15 protein-coding genes are annotated in these 20,216 nt (G+C 47.6%); all 15 read left to right on the forward strand.

The window, feature by feature from the left end:
• Positions 1 to 47 precede the first annotated feature (47 nt).
• The 15 genes from prsR to EXY25_RS05940 all read left to right on the forward strand — a co-directional run bounded on the left by prsR (position 48) and on the right by EXY25_RS05940 (position 20,198).
• Positions 48 to 1,418, forward strand: a complete 1,371-nt coding sequence (gene prsR / locus EXY25_RS05870) for a PEP-CTERM-box response regulator transcription factor (protein ID WP_170308587.1) — start codon at positions 48 to 50, stop codon at positions 1,416 to 1,418.
• Positions 1,419 to 1,453: 35 nt separating this feature from the next.
• A complete protein-coding gene (gene prsT, locus EXY25_RS05875) occupies positions 1,454 to 4,252 on the forward strand; it encodes an XrtA/PEP-CTERM system TPR-repeat protein PrsT (protein ID WP_114339688.1) in 2,799 nt (932 codons plus the stop codon).
• Between the two features lie 4 nt (positions 4,253 to 4,256).
• Positions 4,257 to 5,135, forward strand: coding sequence for an XrtA system polysaccharide deacetylase (locus EXY25_RS05880; protein ID WP_207232119.1), 879 nt, complete (start codon positions 4,257 to 4,259; stop codon positions 5,133 to 5,135).
• Positions 5,136 to 5,187: 52 nt separating this feature from the next.
• Entirely contained in the window at positions 5,188 to 6,696 is a 1,509-nt protein-coding gene (gene xrt / locus EXY25_RS05885; RefSeq protein WP_130566087.1) for an exosortase, read from the forward strand.
• A 22-nt stretch (positions 6,697 to 6,718) separates the two neighbouring features.
• Entirely contained in the window at positions 6,719 to 7,855 is a 1,137-nt protein-coding gene (locus tag EXY25_RS05890) for a glycosyltransferase family 2 protein (RefSeq protein ID WP_130566088.1), read from the forward strand.
• 4 nt (positions 7,856 to 7,859) lie between these two features.
• On the forward strand, positions 7,860 to 8,993 hold the full coding sequence (locus EXY25_RS05895) for a glycosyltransferase (protein WP_130566089.1): 1,134 nt from the start codon (positions 7,860 to 7,862) through the stop codon (positions 8,991 to 8,993).
• Positions 8,994 to 8,998: 5 nt separating this feature from the next.
• Positions 8,999 to 10,405 (forward strand): phenylacetate--CoA ligase family protein, encoded by a 1,407-nt coding sequence (locus tag EXY25_RS05900; protein WP_130566090.1) that lies wholly within the window; start codon positions 8,999 to 9,001, stop codon positions 10,403 to 10,405.
• A complete protein-coding gene (locus tag EXY25_RS05905) occupies positions 10,402 to 11,541 on the forward strand; it encodes a glycosyltransferase (protein WP_130566091.1) in 1,140 nt (379 codons plus the stop codon). Before EXY25_RS05900 ends, EXY25_RS05905 begins: the two co-directional genes overlap by 4 nt.
• 3 nt (positions 11,542 to 11,544) lie before the next feature.
• Complete coding sequence (locus EXY25_RS05910; RefSeq protein WP_130566092.1) at positions 11,545 to 12,540, forward strand: glycosyltransferase family 2 protein; 996 nt, start codon at positions 11,545 to 11,547, stop codon at positions 12,538 to 12,540.
• A complete protein-coding gene (locus tag EXY25_RS05915; RefSeq protein WP_130566093.1) occupies positions 12,537 to 13,961 on the forward strand; it encodes an MBOAT family O-acyltransferase in 1,425 nt (474 codons plus the stop codon). The genes EXY25_RS05910 and EXY25_RS05915 overlap by 4 nt, the downstream gene beginning before the upstream one ends.
• Before the next feature lie 9 nt (positions 13,962 to 13,970).
• On the forward strand, positions 13,971 to 15,152 hold the full coding sequence (locus EXY25_RS05920) for an SGNH/GDSL hydrolase family protein (RefSeq protein WP_130566094.1): 1,182 nt from the start codon (positions 13,971 to 13,973) through the stop codon (positions 15,150 to 15,152).
• Positions 15,153 to 15,282: 130 nt separating this feature from the next.
• Positions 15,283 to 16,350: an acyltransferase family protein gene (locus tag EXY25_RS05925; RefSeq protein WP_165419278.1), complete on the forward strand. Its 1,068-nt coding sequence runs from the start codon at positions 15,283 to 15,285 to the stop codon at positions 16,348 to 16,350.
• Between the two features lie 242 nt (positions 16,351 to 16,592).
• A complete protein-coding gene (locus EXY25_RS05930) occupies positions 16,593 to 17,942 on the forward strand; it encodes a hypothetical protein (RefSeq protein ID WP_130566096.1) in 1,350 nt (449 codons plus the stop codon).
• A 158-nt stretch (positions 17,943 to 18,100) separates the two neighbouring features.
• Positions 18,101 to 19,123, forward strand: a complete 1,023-nt coding sequence (locus EXY25_RS05935) for a glycosyltransferase (protein ID WP_130566097.1) — start codon at positions 18,101 to 18,103, stop codon at positions 19,121 to 19,123.
• 196 nt (positions 19,124 to 19,319) lie between these two features.
• Positions 19,320 to 20,198 (forward strand): glycosyltransferase family 2 protein, encoded by an 879-nt coding sequence (locus EXY25_RS05940; protein ID WP_165419279.1) that lies wholly within the window; start codon positions 19,320 to 19,322, stop codon positions 20,196 to 20,198.
• Positions 20,199 to 20,216 lie beyond the last annotated feature (18 nt).

Raw genomic sequence — 20,216 nt, forward strand, 5'->3', positions numbered from 1 at the left:
TCTGTCATACTAACTTTGCCCAGTAGACATGGAGAGTACAGGCTTTGGTGGTTAAAAAAGAATATCTGTTGATCGTTGACGACGATCCCGGCATCCAGAAGCAGCTTAAATGGAGTCTGGATAAATATAACTTAGTCTTTGCGGAAGACAGAGCGTCTGCTATTAAGCAGTTACGCCGCTTTGAACCTGCGGTTGTGACCTTGGATTTGGGCTTACCGCCTGATCCCGCAAACGCCTCTGAAGGCCTCATGGCCTTGTCAGAGATTCTAGCGTTGTCACCGTCGACTAAGGTGATTGTCGTTACCGGTAATGATGATAAAGACAATGCGCTTAGAGCCGTGGCTGATGGCGCTTACGATTACTATCACAAACCAATTGACCCGGATGTTTTGCAGATCATCATCGATCGTGCATTCCAACTTCATCGTCTGGAAGATGAAAACCGTCGTTTGGTTGAGTCGAAATCTCCTGCAACAGCAGGGATTATTGGTAATAGTCCTGAAATGACGCGGGTGTTGCGCCTCATCGAGCGTGTCGCTCCGACCGAAGCGACGGCATTGCTGCTTGGTGAAAGCGGTACCGGCAAAGAAGTTTTTGCCCGAGCGATCCATCAGCTGAGCCCTCGTCGTAATGCGCCTTTTATCGCAATTAACTGTGCATCCATCCCTGAAAACCTATTAGAAAGTGAGCTTTTTGGCTTTGAAAAAGGCGCGTTCACTGGCGCTCACAAGAAGACGCAGGGAAAAATTGAGTGTGCTCAGGGTGGTACACTGTTTCTCGACGAAATAGGTGATATGCCTGGAGCCTTGCAGGCCAAGCTACTGCGATTCTTGCAGGAGCGGGTGATTGAGCCTGTCGGCGGCAGAACAGAACTCCCCGTCGATGTTCGGGTCGTTTGTGCCACCAACCGTGATCTAAAAGAGATGGTCGAGAGCGGCGAGTTTAGAGAAGACCTGTTCTATCGGATTTCTGAAATAACTTTCCAATTGCCAGCCCTACGTGAGCGTGAAGGCGATGTTGTCCTCCTTGCCCGTTCATTCCTCCACAATTACAACAGCGAGCTGGGACGCAATTTGCTGGGGTTCAATGAAACTGCGCTTAAAGCGATTTGTAGTTACAGCTGGCCGGGTAATATCCGTGAATTACAGAATAAGGTGAAGTCTGCGGCCATTATGGCTGATAGCAAGCTGATTAGCGCCGAAGATCTTGGCTTGGATCTGTTAGCTGAGAAAGATATGGCATTTAATCTGCGAGCGGTTCGTGAAGAGGCAGAAAAGAAACTTATCTTTAAAGCGTTTAGTTACACCGATTACAACATTTCACGATCGGCTGAATTGCTGGGAGTCACCCGTCCAACGCTTTACTCCTTGATGGACAAATACAACATCACTGATGAACGGAATAAAAGAGCTCAGTAGGCAGAGCAGATAACGAATAATAACGAGGGAAGATAATGGCGGCTTGGTTAGGTATGGGTAAGAGTAATTTATGGCGCGTGGGTGTGTTGACCACAGCGGTGCTGTTGGCCGGTTGTGGTGACAACAGAACAGAGGCTGAGTATCTGACATCGGCGGAGACGTACTTAAATGAAGGCCAAGCTGCAGCGGCCATTATTGAGTATAAAAACGCGCTGAAGCTGAACCCTAAAAATGCCAATATTCGTTTAGCGTTAGGACTCGCTTATCTGTCTGAAGGAAACGCTCAAGGTGCAGAGAAAGAGCTAAAGCGTGCGTTGGAGTTGGGTGCGGATCGCAATGATGTGTTAATTCCGCTGGCCAAGGTGCTTAACCAAACCGCAAAAATTGATGAGCTACTGGAGTTAACCCGAGATCTGTCGGAGGTTCCCGCAGATAAACGTCTCTTCCTGCATATATTTCGCGGCCAGGCGCTGATTAATCAAAATAAGCCGGAAGATGCTCGTCTTGAGTTCGAGTTGGCGAATGAGATGGATCCGCGTGCCCCGTTTGGGCAGCTGGGTGATGCCTACCTGAAGACCCTGGACAATCAGATGTCTGCGGCGCTTGGCAGCCTGGATGCTCTGCTAAAGGAGCAACCTGACTTTGTTGAGGCGTTGCTGCTAAAAGGCCGCCTGTTGTTGGCCGATGGTCAGTCACAAGCGGCGGCAGATATCTTTACCCAGTTAGTGCAGGTTGAGCCCAATATTATGGGCTATCGCTTGCTGCAAAGCGAAGCTTTGATTGCGGCTAAGCAGTTCGATCAGGCGACAGAGGTACTGACTAAGATACGCAAAGTTTTGCCAAATCATCCGGTACCTGTCTATTACCAGGCCGTGATCGCGTTTGAGGGCAAAGATTGCAAAACAGCGCTGGAACGCACATCCGAGGTGTTACAAGCGCTTCCTGAACATTTTAATAGTCGAATGATTGCAGGCTATTGTCATTTCCTCGATGGCAACAATGAGCAAGCTTATCAACTGTTAAGCGCTATCGCGCCGTTAACACCAGCGAATCATTTAGCGCGCAAAACTTTGGCTATCACTCAGTTCCGCCTGGGTTACCACGAGCAAGCCGCTGACACCCTGCGTGGTCTAGAAATTGACGATGAGAAAGGCGCTGCTTTGCTTTCCCAACTCGGAGACGAGTTTATGAAAAGTGGTGAGCACGCGCAGGCAAAGGAGTTGTTTGAGCGGGCATTAGGAAACAGCAGCGATCCGGCCAATATGTTGCGGTTAGGCATGGCAAAACTCTCAATGGATGATACCGGGGGCTTGGCTGACCTTGAAGCCGTGCTCAATGAGAATCCAGATATGAAGAGCGCCAAGCTGCTGCTGGCATTAAATCTGATCAAACGCGAGCGCAAGGCAGAAGCGTTAGAAGTCGCCCAAAAGTGGGTGCAAGAAGAGCCTGAATCGATAGACGCCGCCAACCTGTTGGCTACGGTGTATCGCAGTATGTCAGAGTTTGATAAGGCCACTGCTGAATTAGATCGTGCGTTGTTGCTGGAAGGGGATAAACGCAATACTTATTACCAAGCGGCGTTGATTGCTGCGGAACAAAAGGATGTGTTGAAGGCGCGCGATATGTATCAGCGGCTGTTGGTTGATGCGCCACTGAACTTGCGCTTATTACGTGAGTGGTTTCTTGTGGAGCGGGAAGGTGGCGACCCAACTTTGGTTGGTAAATATCTAGACGAGTCTATCGCCGCTAATCCTGAACTTACTCAAGGTCCTTTGGTTAAAGCACAGTTCTTGTTGTCACAAGGTAAAACTGATCAAGCATTAGCTTTACTTGATGGTTACGCTCCAGACAGCCCCTACTACGCTGATGCGGTCATGACCAAAGGGCGCATGCTAACCAGAGCCAGTAAGCTTGATGAGACGCTTGCACTCTATCAGCAGTGGCTGGAAGAGAAACCAGACGACTTCCGTGCCGCACTGTTTGTGGCTGAAACTTATGAGTATCAGCAGCAGTTTGATAAAGCGATTAACGTCACTCGTGGTGCCATGACTAAGGCACCTAATGAACCGTTACTCGGCATGATGATGGCGAACTTGCAGTTGAAAGCAGGCAAGATCGCGGTTGCTGAGCAGGAGATTGCGTCATTAAAAGCGGATGGTCTTGATACACCCTATCTAACTGAGCTGGAAGGACGGCTGGCGATGCATCAGGGGCAGTGGGTCACTGCCATTAGATTATTAGGTAATGTGCAAAGGGAGCACCCGTCAACGCAGAGAGCACTTTATCTTGGTCACGCTTATGTTCGCTCTGGCAACAGTGAGCAGGGTCAGAGTCACCTGGAAGCCTGGTTGAAAGAGCACGAAAAAGATCAGGGGCCTCGTAGTTTGTTGGCGCAAATTTACCTGGCAAAAGATCAAAACAAAGCGATTGCGCAGTATCGAATTTTGGTTGAACAGAACCCGGCAAATGTGATCGCATTGAATAACTTGGCTTGGCTGCTTTCTGAACAAGGGCAATTAGAAGAGGCAGAATCGTTTGCCCGTCAAGCGTTAGCCCAGGCCGAGAATAACCCTATGGTACAGGATACCTTGGGATCTGTTTTATTGGCGCAAGGCAAAAATGCTGAAGCGGTCGAGTTGTTAGCGAAGGCTGCGACAACGGCGTCGAACGATTTAGGCATACAGTTTAATTATGCGAAAGCGTTAGCAGCGAATAAGCAAAATCCGGATGCGGAAAAAGTGTTGGATAATCTGCTTGCTAAGCCTGCGGCAGCCCAATTTGCCCAGCGAGAAGATGCGTTGGCTCTGCTCGAAAAAGTGCGTGGCAAAGGATAGCTTGATGTCTAAGTTACAGGGTGCGATGACCATCGATGTCGAGGACTACTTTCAGGTTGAAGCCTTTGCTAAGCTCGTTGATCGTAACAAGTGGGATAGCTATGAGCGCAGGGTGGCGGGTAGCACGCGCAAGGCGCTCAGCCTATTTCAGCAGCATGATGCGAAAGCAACATTCTTCATTTTAGGATGGGTGGCTGAACGTGAACCTGAGCTGGTAAGAGAGATCCTTGCTGCGGGACATGAAGTGGCTAGTCACGGCTATGCCCATCAACATGTTTGCGGGTTAACGCCCGAGCAATTTCGTGAAGATATTGTTCGCGCCAAGGGGATCCTAGAGGATATTGGCGGCTGCGCGGTACAAGGCTACCGCGCGCCCTGCTTCTCTATTGACCAGGACAATCATTGGGCCCATGAGATCATCATGGAGACGGGTCATCAATACAGTTCAAGCATCTACCCGATTAAGCATGATCTCTATGGTGTGCCAAACGCGCCGACTGAACCATTTCGGTTGCCTAATGGGCTGCTTGAGATACCTGCGAGCACCTTGCCCTTGGGCGGAAAAAACCTGCCCATTTCAGGTGGCGGTTATTTTCGCTTATTGCCGTTAATGATTTCGCAATGGGCACTGAAGCAACATGCTAAGCGCCATGGGCAAGTGGTGTTTTATTTTCATCCGTGGGAGCTGGATACAGAACAGCCTCGCATGGTTGACGCCTCTAGAAAATCTAAATTCAGGCACTACCTAAACCTAGACCGGATGGAGCCCCGCTTATCCAAACTGCTCAATAGTTTGCAGTGGCAGAGCATGGCTGACTTATATCTAACGCCAGATAAAACCTATCCGGTGGTAGATTGGCGCAGCGTCAAACAGGCTTCGTAGGTCAATGCGTGGCATTGGCCTTAATTAAAGTGACAAATGGAGTTGTGCGGTCATGGAGACGGCAAAAAAATTACCTTTAGGTTTGCTCGTACCGGGCGCCTTAGCATTGTTGGTAGCCGCCCTGTATTGGTCGACATTTGGGACGCTACTGCATCGCTGGTTGCGGTTTGATGAGAGTTACGGCCACGGATTGCTATTGATGGCTGTTATCCTCTGGTGGTTTCATGATCAACGTGTTGTATTTCGCTCGCTGCCCGTAGGGCCTTGGCTTCCTGCTTGGTTGCCTTTGCTTTTGGTCGTCGCTGTCTGGTGGGTGGCTGCTGCCACCGATATCTTGGTGGTACAGCAAGTGTTGCTGCCGTGGATATGGTGGCTTGCTTTAGCCCTGCTAGGGGGGAAGGCATTAGCAAAGCATAGTTTTTTTGCCGCGTTGCTGTTCTGTTTTGCTGTACCTATCTGGGATCATCTGAACGATTACTTGATCGATTTGACCGTGGTGGTGACGACAAATCTGCTGTCAATGCTCGCCATGCCTATCCTTATTCAATCTAATGAGATCCATATCCCCAGCGGGATTATTACCGTTGCTGATGGTTGTTCAGGCTTACGTTACCTCATTATTGGTATCGCATTTTCATTGCTTAGCGGTCAGTTGTTCTTCCGTGATTGGCGATGGCGGATAGGTCTGCTGGCGTTAGGTCTGTTGTTGGGACTGGTGACCAACTGGCTCCGTGTATATTCGCTGGTGTTGATCGGTTATGCCACCGAAATGCAAAGCAGTTTGTTAGCTGATCATGAACTGTACGGTTTCGTTCTATTTGGCGTGATTTTTAGCCTGATGTTTTTCCTTGTCCGTTGGAAAGGTGATAACAGCGCCCCAACCGCGGTCGATGGTTTGCCTTCTGCGGCAGGTTTTTCCTGGCCAGGTATCTTCGTTGCTAGCGTGATTTTGATTGCGGCTCCACTATCAATTTCCTTGCTGCTGAAAGCGCCAGCTAAAGCACAATTTGTCGCACCACCAGCCATTAGCAGTTACCCCACTTTGTCTGCTGATACTATGCCAGCGATGACGCCAGCCTATTTTCGACCGATTGAGCGGGCGCAGCATGAGCTGCAGTGGTTTGCTATCGGTGAGCAACCGGTGTTGATTGAGCGCTTTTTCTATCGGCAGCAGCAGGCAAAGCAAGATTTTATGCCCTATCGCTGGCTTTTTGCGCGCCAGCATTGGCTGACGTTGTCGCAACATCATCGTACGCTCAGCGATGGTACGGGTGTGTTGATCCGGGAGATGGAGCCGCGTATTGGCGTACGTAAACTTTGGCTGTCAGCCTACTGGATGAGTGTCGGAGAGCGGACATTGACCAACGCTTATCTGGCCAAGCTTGCTGAGCTACCGGCGTTATTCAGCGGCCGTCACGATGCGGCTTTGGTAGCCATTCAACTGCCCTGTGAGATCGATTGTGCCGAGGCGGTTGCTGCGCTGGATCGGCTATTGGATTCCGATGGCGTCAAGCTACAGCAGCAAAATAGTGAGCGCTGGATCCCAGCAGATGACTATTAACCGAGAAGAGATTGAATAAACCATGACTCTGATATTTTGGTTACTGTTTGCGCTGTTGCTTTATATCTATTTCGGCTATCCAACCCTCGCGGCTTGGTTGGCACAGTTAAAGCCTCGGCCAGTGACAAAAGAGAGTGTGCAACCCCATGTGACAGTGCTGATCGCAGCATTCAATGAGGTCGAGCATATCGAAACAACGGTTCGCAACAAGTTAGCTCAGGATTATCCCCACGATAAATTACAGGTTATCGTGATTTCGGATGGCTCTGATGACGGTACTGATGAGCTGGTAATGGAAATCGCTGAGGAGGATCCCCGAGTACGGTTATTGGTTCAGATGCCGCGGGCGGGTAAAACATCGGCGTTGAATATGGCTGTGCCTGAGGCTGAAGGCGAGCTACTGCTGTTTTCTGATGCGAACTCGGTTTATAAGAGCGATGCCATTGCCCAATTAGTGAAAAACTTTGCTGATCCGGAAGTCGGTTACGTTACCGGTCAAATGATCTACGGTAATCCAGAAAGCAGTATGACCGGCGAAGGTTGCAGTGCCTACATGAAGTATGAAAACGCACTGCGCCAGTGGGAAACCGAGATAGGTTCAGTGGTGGGAGTGGATGGTGGTATCGATTGCATGCGTCGAGCGTTATACCAGCCGATGAACGCCGACCAGCTGCCTGACTTTGTGCAGCCGCTTAAGGTGGTGGAGCAAGGCTATCGCGTCGTCTACGAGGCGGCCGCTCTGCTTGGTGAAGATGCGCTTGATGACAGTGGCCGAGAATATCGGATGCGGGTGCGTGTTGGTTTACGTGCCTTGTGGGGCTTATGGGATATGCGTCAGCTATTTGATACGCGTCGCGATGCCCTGTTTAGTTGGCAGCTGTTCAGTCATAAGCTATTGCGCTATTTGGCATTTATTCCGCAGTTGCTACTTCTGTTGGTGAACTTTCCGTTGGCATTGCAGAGTAGCTTCTTCACGCTTGTTCTGTTGCTGCAGTTGGCTTTTTATGGCTTGGCGATGGTTGGGCACTACCGCCCGGGAAGTAGCGCGCTGATCAGTATCCCTTACTATTTTACCCTGATTAATCTGGCATCCGCCCATGCTTTTCTGCGCTTTGCGAAAGGTGAAAAAGTCGTGCTGTGGAAACCTCGGGTAGGCTAAGTCAATGCACATTATGCACTTGATCGATAGCGGCGGACTTTATGGGGCTGAGCAGATGTTGCTCGGTTTAGTTCGGCGTTGTAACCAGCTAGGCATCAAAGCGACCATTGTCAGTGTCGGTGATGTTGGCGTGGCCGAGAAACCGTTGGAAACGGCCGCAAAAGCTGCTGGCTTACCGCTGATATGTTTACGAATGAAGAATGGACTAAATTTTTCCGGCGCCAAGAAAATTGTTCAGTTGGCCAAGTCACACGGTGCAGATTTACTACATAGCCATGGCTATAAATTTAATATTTTGCTGGGATTGTTACCGCGTCGCTGGCGTCTACCCTGTCTGACGACGGTTCATGGCTATGTACATTCGCCGCTAGGTAGCCGCATGTGGTGTTATGAATGGCTCGACAGGAAAATGTTGCCACGTTTGGAGCAGGTGGTGTTTGTGAGTGAACAAACGCTACAACATCCAAGAGTGCGTGGTCTTAAGTTGGCGAATGCCAATGTTATTGCCAATGGCCTGGCGCAGCCGACGCAAAGGCCCGCAGACATGACACCACTGGCAAATCCCGAAATTGCAAAGTTTGTCGCTGATAGTGAGTTCCTGATCTTGGCGGTGGGACGGCTGTCGCGGGAAAAAGGATTTGATACCTTGTTAGCCGCCTTCGCCCAGCTGCATAGCAATCATCCCCATGCGAGGCTGCTTATTGTTGGTGATGGTGGCCAACGGGCGGTGCTAGAGTCGCAAGTGGCAGCGCTGCAACTTGCTGACGCGGTGCTAATGCCGGGATTCAGTGAGCAGGTGGCTAGCATCTTAACGCAAGCGCAGCTGTTCGTGATGCCCTCATTGACCGAGGGGCTACCAATGGCGTTGCTCGAGGCAATGGCCGCAGAGATCCCTGTCATCGCCTCCGCGGTGGGTGGTATTCCGCAGGTGCTTAATGATGGTGAGTGTGGTGAGCTTGTCCCTGCGACAGATGTTTGTGCACTGCAGGCTAGGATGGAAAAGCTGATGGGTGACCCTGCACGCTGTAATGAGTTAACGGCGCGGGCGAAACAGCGCCAGCTAAGCCTGTTTAGTGTTGTCGCGATGGCCGATTCCTATCTAACGCTCTATCAAAACATGTTGAAGCGGGAGGACTGAGTTAAATGTCTCCGTGGATGGAAAAGCTTTACTACCAGGCGCCGGTCTGGTGCCAGAATTTGTTGGTAACCGCTTATGGACTTAAGCTCCGCAAAGAGCGTTTTAGCCCTGCAGCAGACAGTCACTTAGCGGATCTGTTACATAGCGAGCGCTTGGATGCGGTTGCTATGTCCGAGCTGCAATCGGCGCGTTTTGTCGATTTAGCGCGTACGGCGATTTTGCATGTTCCCCATTATCGGCAGTGGGCGCAAGGTGTCGATTTAAATGTCGAAGATATCAAAGATTTGAACGCGTTAAGCTGGTTTCCGATCTTAGAGAAATCGGTATTGCGGGAAGACCCACAATCTTTAGTTGATGAGCGGATCCTCGCCAGTGGCAACTATTTCACCCTTAACACCAGTGGTAGCAGCGGGTCGCCAATCACTATTTATGCTGATGTTGCCAGCCGTACAGCCCATTATGCATTTTGGAGCCGCCTACGCCATTGGTTTGGTGTTGCACCGTTGGGACGTCGGGCGACCCTGTTTGGTCGGATCATTATGTCGCCGGAGGCTAGCTCACCACCGTTCTGGCGTTATGACCGTTTCCAACGCAACCTGTTGATGTCTTCTTACCATTTGGCTGAAGCGAATCTTCCTGCTTACTATGCGCAGCTCCAGCGTTATCAGCCAGAAGAGATAGTCGGCTACCCATCCAGCATCTATCCCATTGCCAAGTATATTGCTCAGCATCAGTTACCGCGGATAAAGGCGAAAGTGGTATTTACGACGGCTGAAACTTTATTAAGCCATCAGCGCAGCTTGATTGAGGCGAGTTTTGACGCGCCGGTGATCGATCAGTATGGCTGCACCGAGATGGCGCTATTTGTTTCCCAATGCGAACATGGCAGCATGCACCTGCATCCTGAACACGGCATTCTTGAGGTCGTGGATGCTGATGACCAGCCGGTGGCGGCAGGTGAAACCGGTGAAGCGGTATGCACAGGCTTAGTGAACCAGGCGATGCCACTGATTCGATACCGCTTGGGTGATTGTTTGACTCCGAGTTCAGCGTCCTGCGGATGTGGCCGTGCATTTCCTGAACTAGCCCAGTTAGCGGGCCGGGTGGATGATATATTAGTCACTCCCGATGGGCGCCCTTTAGGGCGGATGGATCCGATATTTAAAGGCTTAGCTGGGATCTATGAAACCCAGATCATACAAACCGCGAAAGACCGCCTGCAGTTTAATCTGGTGACGGATAGTCAGTATGACCAAGCGGCGGAAGATGCCCTCAGGTACGAGATCCTTAAACGCACTGGTGAGCAGATGCAGATCGTATTTAGTTATCTTGAAGCGATCCCAAAGAATGCCAATGGTAAGTTTAAGTCGGTGGTGTCTGATATCCCCACTGAGGAGGCGGTGAAGCAATGAGCAAAGCGCCCGTGATCCTGCATTTTGTGCACTGGCCAGTGAGCGGCATTATTGCGTTGCTACGTGCGCTGTTGGCTAACTCAGATATGCGTCGCTACCGCCACTACTTGCTGTTGTGCGAAGGGGACGCCGAGCACCTAAAAGTATTCGACGGTTTAATTGCCGAAGGGGCGATCCTCTCTGCTACTGGTAACGGTTTGACGATTGCCAGGCAGCTGCCGACATATCTGCGTCGGTGGCAGCCAGATTTAGTTCATAGCCACTCCTTTCAGCCCTCATTTTGGACGGCACTGCTAAGGCAACAGCATCTGCCTCATTTGCGAACCATCCATAACTGTTACCCCTATTTTAAACAGCAGAGCATTGGTAGCCGGATCAAGCGCGCGTTAGAGCGCTGGGCCTTAGCGAGAAGCAATACACGCACTGTGGCAGTGTCAGCAGAGGCTAGCGCCTGGTTTGCTGAGGTCTACGGTTTGCCCGTGACTACGCTGGTCAATGGTGTTGATGGCGAGGCTATCAAGTTGGCCGCGACAGGCGATAATGCTGGTGAGGCTTTGGTTATTGAGAAGACTGCAGGGCAAGTAGTGGCGGTTTCCTGTGGTCGTTTGCATTCGCAAAAGGGCTTTGATATTGCGGTGTCAGCGATGGCCGGGCTGTCCAAGCGCTTTCCGCAACTCGTGTTGTGGATTATTGGCGAGGGCGAGCAGCGGGCGGCACTGGCAGCACAGATCAGCGAGCTTGGGTTGAGTGATAAGGTCAAGTTGTTGGGACATCAGTGCAATCCATACGCGTTGTTGGCGCAGAGTGATATTTACCTAGCTGCAAGTCGCTATGAAGGGTTTGGTTTGGCGACGTTGGAGGCGATGACCCTTGGCTTACCTGTGGTCGCGGCGCCAGGCGCTGTGTCGCCACTAAAGCTGAATCATACTGTGGCGGTTTGCCTAGAGTCTTTGACTGTGGATGGGCTTGCTGCTGGGGTCGCAGAGCTTGTGGATAACAACGAGCGTCGCTGGCAATTGGCCGAGCAGGCTAAGCGATTTGCCCAAGGCTATAGTATTGAAGATACCGCAAGCGCTTACGTACAACATTACACTGCCATGTTACCGAGTCAGTTGACCACGTCAGGGAGTATTTGATCCGTGTTACCTTTTGTTTCCATCGTTATTCCCGCATTTAACGAGGAGCGTTATATCGCTCGTTGTCTGCAGTCACTAAAGAAGTTGGACTATCCAACGGATCGTTTTGACATCACTATTATCGACAATGGCTCTACAGACAATACTGTAGCGATAGCGCGCAGTTTTAATGTCCAGGTTGAGGTGTTAAGTAACTGCAAAGTGGGCGCCGTTCGTAATCATGGTGTGGCGTTGGCAAAAGGCGATATTGTGGCCTTTGTCGACAGCGACTGCGAAGTTGCTCCGCGCTGGTTAAGTGCAGCCGTAGAAGAGTTAAGTAATAAGACGACCGGTGCTGTCGGTGGTGTTTATCTGGTGGAAAAAGCGGCTTGCTGGGTGGAGCAAGCCTGGATCACCGAACAAACTTCCGTGCGCCGCGAAACCGATTCACTTGCGGGTGGCAGTTTTATCATGACAAAACAGCTATTTCACGCACTGGGTGGCTTTGACGTCAGCTTATCGGCCGGTGAAGACGATAACCTGTCCCACCGGGTGCAGTTGGCAGGTTACAAAGTGATTCAGCTGAGAGATTGCGCTGTGGTGCATTTGGGCTACCCGAAGACTTTGATCGGTACAATGCGCAGGCAGCGCTGGCATGGCAGCTATCAGATTGAATCAGCCCGCTCGCTGAGTGATAAATTGTTGTGGTTAACTCACCTATACACGCTAGCGGCGTTGTTGTTGCCGATCTCGCTTCTGGCAATGACGCTGCTACCACAGGCTTGGCTGTTGATGCTGTCAGCTGCACTGACATCTGTGCTGGCCTTGTTAGGGATCCCCGGTTTGGCAGCCGTACATAGACTTATAAAATACGAAGGTAATCAATTTGAACTACTGAAGCTGGCGCAGTTATATGCCATCTATCAGTTCTATTTTGTCGGTCGTATGCTCGGACTGATTGAGAATTACCGGCGACGTTGGTTCCGCTCGCAGAAGTCGATGTTAGGAGCCGACAGATGACCTTTGCGTCAAAAGAGTATCTGTTCTTTTTCTTAGCGGTATTTGCTGCCTATTGGCTATTGTCTCGGCGACATCAGAACCACCTGCTTTTAGTGGCCAGTTATGGCTTTTATGCGGCGTGGGATTGGCGTTTTCTTAGCCTTATTATTATCAGCACCTTAGTTGATCATTATGTTGGGCACCGAATTTGTGATGCCAAGAAGAGCAAGGCACGTAAGCTTTGGTTAACCACCAGTCTAGTGATTAATCTCTCCATTCTGTTTTATTTCAAGTACTGCAATTTCTTTATCGACAGTCTGCAGGCAACGCTGACCAGTATGGGGATAGAGACGGGCCTGCAGACGCTGAATATCATTTTGCCTGTGGGTATCTCTTTTTATACTTTTCAGAGCTTGAGCTACTCGCTGGATATTTATCGCGGCAAACTGAAGCCACATCAATCGCTACTCACCTTTGCGACTTTTGTAGCATTTTTTCCTCAGTTAGTGGCTGGGCCGATTGTGCGCGCAAAAGAGTTTCTCTACCAATTGGATGCGCCACGCCGTTTTCAGTGGCATATCTTTGAGGATGGAGCATTACGTTTCCTCAAAGGTTTATTTTGTAAGGTGTTTATCGCCGATAATTTAGGTGTCTACCTGGTTGATCCTGTTTTTGCTGATACGGCAGGGTATTCTTCAGGCATGTTATGGCTGGCGATGCTGGGTTACGGCGTACAGATCTACGCCGATTTTTCCGGTTATTCCAATATGGCGATTGGTAGTGCCAAAATGCTTGGTTTCTCTCTGCCGGAGAACTTTAACTTCCCCTATTTGGCGACCAGCATTGTCGATTTTTGGCGGCGTTGGCACCTCACCATGTCACGCTTTTTCCGTGACTATGTCTATATATCGCTAGGTGGCAACCAGTGTGGACCTTGGCGAAATTTCTTTAATGTCACTGTTACCACATTGATCAGTGGCTTATGGCATGGGGCAAACTGGACCTTCGTTATTTGGGGAGGACTGCATGGATTGTTGGTGTCTCTCACTCACCTTGGCCAACACTTACTTGGGCAGGGGTTGCTGGCGCAACTATTACAGCGGGCTTGGTGGTTGCGCTGGGCGCTGACACAGTTAGCTGTGATGCTACTCTGGGTGGTTTTCCGTAGTGATTCGCTGACCTCTGCTGGGGACTTCTATCTTGGCTTGTTCAGTGTGCAAGCGGGGACCACACTTGTTCTTCCGATGATTGTCTGGCTCGCTTTTGCTGCGTTTGTCATTGAGCATGGCATGGGCTGGCAGAAGGAGCACCCGGGGCAAACTGGAGCATTACAGGTGCGCGCTGTTAGTTGGCTGAGAGCCAGTGTCTATGTGGCGATGATGATCGCCCTCACCCATGGCATGCCCAGTGGGCAAACGCCATTTATCTATTTTCAGTTTTAGGGTGACGGCATGGTGAATTTGATAACCAAAATGAAACTGGATGCGCCGTTGCTTAGTCGGGTATTACTGGTTTGGTTAGTTGTTGAGTTTTGCGTGGCTTTCATTTTGCCCATGCTCTTACCTAGCCGCTGGTATTTTGAGCTCTATTTGAGCGACGAAGCCGTGGTCAATACCGAAAAATTTCTCCAGGGTGAAGGCTTCCTGAAGCCTGATGCTGTTGTTGGCTGGATTAACCAGCAACAGCTTTCGGAAAATAACTGGCGTACCGACCAGTTTGGCGCCCGCACCACCGCAGCTTATGAAGTTGATCGAAATGGGCTACCAAGGGTGTTATTTGCAGGTAGTTCTATGGTCAATGGTGGGCACTTAGCCACCAATGAGGAGACCATTTCCGGTTTTTTGACAACGCCTCAATTAGAAGTGTTTAACTTTGGCACCATGCTTTATGAAATGGATCAGGTACTTTTGTACTACCGTGACCAGCTGCAACAATTCCAACCAGATCTGCTCGTCGTAGGCATCAATCCAGACCCGATTTCAGGATTGAAAAATCTCTATATTCCTCTGCGACGACCAAAAGAAATCTATATGCCTTATTTAAAGCCACGCTTTAAAGCAAAGGTTAATGGCCCGCAGCTATTATCGGTTGATCCGCAGTGGCTATCGCCTCTACCTAATGACCAGTTGTTAGCCTTGTTGCACCAGCATGATGACTATTACGGCGGCTTTCAGCGTTTCCAACGTCATCATTTCACACCACTATCACGTTCTGTTGATTATCTACAGCGTCAGTATGCTCGACTTGCCAAGTTGTGGCAGGAGAACGATAGCAAAGAGGAGCGACTGTTGGAGCAACTTATGGAGATGTTAGTCAAGGAAGCTTCTTCAAAGGGGACGCGAGTGGTATTTTTAGCGATGCCAGATGCTTCTCAATATAAAGGTGGCTGGAAACAGCGTCTACATGACGGTTATGCTGAACGGGTCGAACGCCTGAACGCCAAATTTTCAGTCATTGATGTCCGGCAACTATTTCGTGACAGTGGATTGCACCAACGAGCGTTGTTTCAGGCTGATCGAGTACATTATCAAGCGGCTGCAAACCAGTTGATTGCCGATGCTTTACGTCAGTCGGAGATGACCTGCAGGATTTTGCATTCGTGTCATATTAGTGTAGCGCGGGATAAGAATTAGTTAATTAGGGTTTGATTTTTAGATGTTCATTTCTATAGGTAAATCGGAATTTTTATCATGATGGCTATGGGAGTTTAAAAATCTAAAATGGATTTTATTTGCAATGAAAATAACGAACACGGAGCTTAGTTTGGAAACCTGGGAAAGTATTAAAATTAACAAGGACAATCAGGTGTTTCTCAATCGTTTGAGAGGCATGTCTATTCTAAGGGTTGTGCTTTCTCACCTTGGGTTGTCGTGGTTATATACTCCTTATTCTCAAGTTATTTCTGTATTCCTCCCGATATTGTTTTTTGTTAGTGGCGCAATCTCTATTTATATATACTCTCGCTCAAGAAATACATACGTATATTTTTTTCATCGCCTTACATCACAACTGCTCCCGGTATATATAATCGTATTATTGAGCTTTCTTTTTATTTATATACTATCAGGTGGACTCTCATTCGATATTGGATCTATCGCTCGTTGGTTACAGCTCATACCTAAAAGTAGTGACATGCCGTTCCCGTTAGGGCAAGTTTGGTTCATCCATACGTTAATATTAATAAGTCTATTTTCAACAGTTATATTTTACATATCAAAATGTTATGTGAAAATACTACCATTAACGGTGGTGATTACCTTTATATTTTCTTATGTGCAGCTTTTTTATCCTCTGGGTGATTTATTTAGTATTTATGGGCACAATATATACAAGCCAATAGTACATTCTTCTTTTTTCTTTTTTGGTGCCTTCTGGGTTTTGAATCCGAAGGCAAAAATATTTAATTATAGTGGTCTGATTTCTATCCTGTTTCTTTGTTTGGCTTTGTTTTCTTTCTGGTCATTAGATTTAGAATTTAAAATGACAAAACATGTTTATTTTCCCGACGGATACTATGTTTCTTTTTCCTTCTTTGCTGTTTTTATCGTATTGGCAATGAAAGGGGTTATTACTAAAGTTTTTGATAGGGTGAATTTTATAGACCGTTTCGTTCTCTTTTTTAGTAAGCATGCCTACAGCATATTTATATCACATTCACTATTCATATTTCTATTCGAGAAATATATTTTAATTGATGATTCATGGCCTAAATTAATAGAGATTGTTATAAAAATATTGATGGTCATTTTGGCAAGCTGTATTGTTGCTCCAACAGTTTCAAAATCAACAGATTTTTTTGTTAAAAGAACAAGGCTGATTTTAAAAGTTTAATAGAAAAATTAAAAATTGTAATTTGTCCCGTATCCGTATATTCCAGTGTTAAGTTACTGATATATTGGCATAATGAACGTAATTGCACAGAATATAGCGAAAAATGGAAGTGAGGATTATTTTTTCTCTAGAGCTTTTGATGCGGACTTGCCATGTGAAGCGCGCTATTGTTCGGTGTGGTGTGGCGGGTAGATGTAGATTTGCTAAACTCAGTAATATAGTGCGTATAGGTGGAACATAAGATGATGAAAAATAAAGCGTGGCTGAGGAAGAATCAAGGGCGTCTCAGCACTATGCTGAGCCTGAGTGTGGTTGCTCTTGGATGTGTTTTTTGTGGCGCGGTGGCTGCTATACCACAGGTTGATGGCTTGTCTACAGGTGGTGAAGAGTTGAAGCAAGGCACGAGGCTGACCCTGAGTGGCAGCGGTTTTGGTGTAAAGGAACAAGCTGCGCCGAAACTGTATGATCGGGGTGATGTTGCTTATGAGAATGGCGTTCCAAATTTTCATCAAAAGGAGTTCGCTGATGGTGCGGAGATCTTGAGACCAGATGAAGACCCCGAAACAATTTGGACCAAGTCGAGCAACTATACTTATGGCAAGCCACCTATCTTAACTCGCAGTCGACCACATCGAACCGCTTACCTCGACTCCCACTACTACATGGACGGCCCTAAAGGCTATTTAGGGTGGCCAAGTGTGATTAGTGAAGATAACAGTGTCTTTAAACAGGAAAAGTTTTACTTTTCTTGGTGGACCAAGGTTAAAGCCCACCCGCATAATTATTATCAATATTATCTTTCAGAAAGACAGGGTGAATTCATCATCGATAAGAGCTTGAAGCTTGGCGAAGAGGTCATTTTATCTAATGGGAAAACGGGTAGGATATTAGAGATTGATGTGCTAGATGATGGTAGTGAAATAATTCATATTGACATCGATGGCGCGAAGAGAAGTGATGAAGGAGCTACTATTACCGGAATTAAAAGCGGTGCTAAAGCGATCTTGTTTGACCGTTATAAGGATCCTGGTAGTAATAAGTTCACCCGGATATGGGACAATCCAAAAGGCGACGCGTTACGTTATTCCTGGACGAATGATGGCATGAAAGGAATGTCTGGAGAGTCGGCCACAGACTGGATTGGTCAGGCTCGGAAATGGGTTCACATGGAAGTATACGGCGACCTTACCAAATATGTTACGTTAGCTTGGGTTGATCAACAGCTTAATCATGAAGTTCCAATGGTTGAGATGAAAAACGATCCTGAATATAGTGCGAATATTGGACTGGTAGGGCTTGATGGAAAAGTTCAAACATACCAGGAAACAGAAGTTAGTGAGTTGTATTTTGATTACTCACCACAGAGAATTATGCTTGGCAATGCTCCTCTTTGGGAAGATGTAACCCATGCAGAAATTCAATTTCCGCTTGCTTGGTCTCAAAATTCTGTTCAATTTGACCTTGACTTGGGGAGCTTCGAACAGATTACCGGTGGATTGTATCTATATGTTTTTGATGACAACAATGTCAACAATGCGATTGGTAAGAGATTATGTGTAGATTGTAAAGCACCACCAAGCCCTGCACAGTAGCAGTTTCACGGCATTTTTAATCGGAGAATAAGGGCCCGTTATACGGGCCTTAGTTTTTAATTTTGTAGATTTTTATAAGTCTAAAATTGAATAAAGGATTTGTTTTTATAAATTAAATTTTTTATGTTAAAGACGAAGATTTGTAGTAGGAACATGGAATGTCTAAGCAAGAAAAAATTAGAATATGTGTAGGAAACAGTGGTCATGGGATTCAGAAGGACGCGACTATTATAATGAGCACGCTAAGAGAGGTTGGCATAGCTTCTGAAATTATATATACGAAAGTTTCTAATTTTCAGAATAAGTTGCCGTGGCGTCTACGGAAAGCCTACTTCTTCTTAGTTTATATATTCTTCAAATTGAGTACGGTCTTTTTCTTCAAAAAATACGATGTCATGGTTCACATTCAGCGTATCGATCCAGGGCTTTCGGCCCGGTCTAGAAAGAACATTCTTATCCCTAACCAGGAATGGTTTCTTGAAAGCGCAATTCCTCTAGTTAATTTGGTCGACACCGTACTGGTTAAGACATTTTATGCTGAAACTATTTTTAAAAAAATTAATTCTGACACACGCTTTCTTGGCTTTACCTCAAGTGATACTAAATTAGATTACCCGCCTTCAGAAGCACATCTCAAGAAGAGTTATTTACACCGCGCAGGGAACAGTGCGCATAGAGGAACAAAAACACTCATTAATTTGTGGTCGAAGCACCCTGAGTGGCCAACCTTGACAATCTTGATAGGAAAACATCGGCTTCCGGATACGGTCATTCCGACTAACGTGCAGGTCATCACTGATTTTTTATCGGACGAAGAGTTCGAAAGAGTCATGCGTGAAAATCCATTCCATATCCATCCCACAATGACCGAAGGTTATGGTTTAACTATGTCCGAAGGCATTGCGATGGGATGTATTCCTATCGTTACCAATGCACCACCAATGAATGAACTTGCTGATAGAGAGTTTTCATTTCTTGTCAACGCTCAAGCCAAAGGATGCAAGGGGTTGTCAGCGCTGTTCGAAATAGATAAAGCGTCTCTTGAGTCGGTAATTCAAGAGACGATAGAAATGAGCTTCGATGAGCAGCGCGTCATGGCAATGAAGGGCCAACGATGGCACCAGACCAATTACGAAATGTTCAAACGAAATCTAAAGAGATTTTTTGCCGAAAAAGAGTAGTTAGTTGTCGTGATTGCTACTCTAGATAGATTAAACATGAACAATAAGTATGTGTAAGGGCCTATAAGACGATTTGCTCGGTGTGTTGGGGAAGTTCTATTAGCCCATTTTAGCTGTTATCATTGCGCTAACAAATGATCAGGCCAATTTATATCGTCCCTGATGCATACTGGAGCGGCATTAAAAGGAGTTGTGTGTGTCAGTTTTAGTATCAGTAATTATTCCCGCTTACAATCGTGATGCCTATATCGCGCATACGGTTGAATCTGTTTTGAACCAAAGCCTTACCGACCTTGAGCTGATCGTTGTTGATGATGGCAGCACTGATCGTACTCGCGAGGTTTTGGATTCTTACACGGATAGTCGGTTAACCATCCTAGAGCACCCCGGCGGTATCAACAAAGGGCAGGCGGCAGCTATCAATGTCGGCCTAAAACAAGCGTCGGGCGAGTACTTAGCAATTCTAGATAGTGACGACTATTGGGCACCGGAAAAACTGGAGACATTGGTTACCTATTTGCAGGATAATCCTGAGTATGGATTGGTGTACAGCAATGGTTTTGCAGTAGATCCTGATGGTAAGCCGCTTTACCCGATTTATAGTGATGGTCATGAAGAACAAAACGATCCATCTCGCGTTGTGATCGACTGTTATTTTTTATTACCTAACAATGCTGTATTACGTCGTGAAATCATGACAAAAGTGGGTGAATTTGATGAGTCCCTGCGAGCAGCACAAGATCATGATATGGCTATACGAGTCGCTGAAGTGACTAAGATGGCTTACTTGGATCTTCCCCTATTCTTTTACCGCCGCCACCCTGATTCTATAAGTAGCCAGCGTAAGCATATTCGTTGGCAAAATGGCTTCTATATACTCGACAAAGCCGTTAAGCGTTATGGATACTCTAATGCCGTTATACGTCAGCGGAAAGCTGTACTTCATTTTCGCCTTTACCAATGCCGCAAGCAGAATCATCAGTGGATATCCGCCCTCAGCCACCTGTTGATGGCTGGCCTGTTGAATCCCGCACGTGCCTCTCGAATTTTGAGAGGCTTGGAAGCCGTTCACTAACAGGCTGGAAGCTGTTAC

The sequence above is a fragment of the Corallincola spongiicola genome (assembly GCF_004284785.1).
Lineage (GTDB): Bacteria > Pseudomonadota > Gammaproteobacteria > Enterobacterales > Neiellaceae > Corallincola > Corallincola holothuriorum.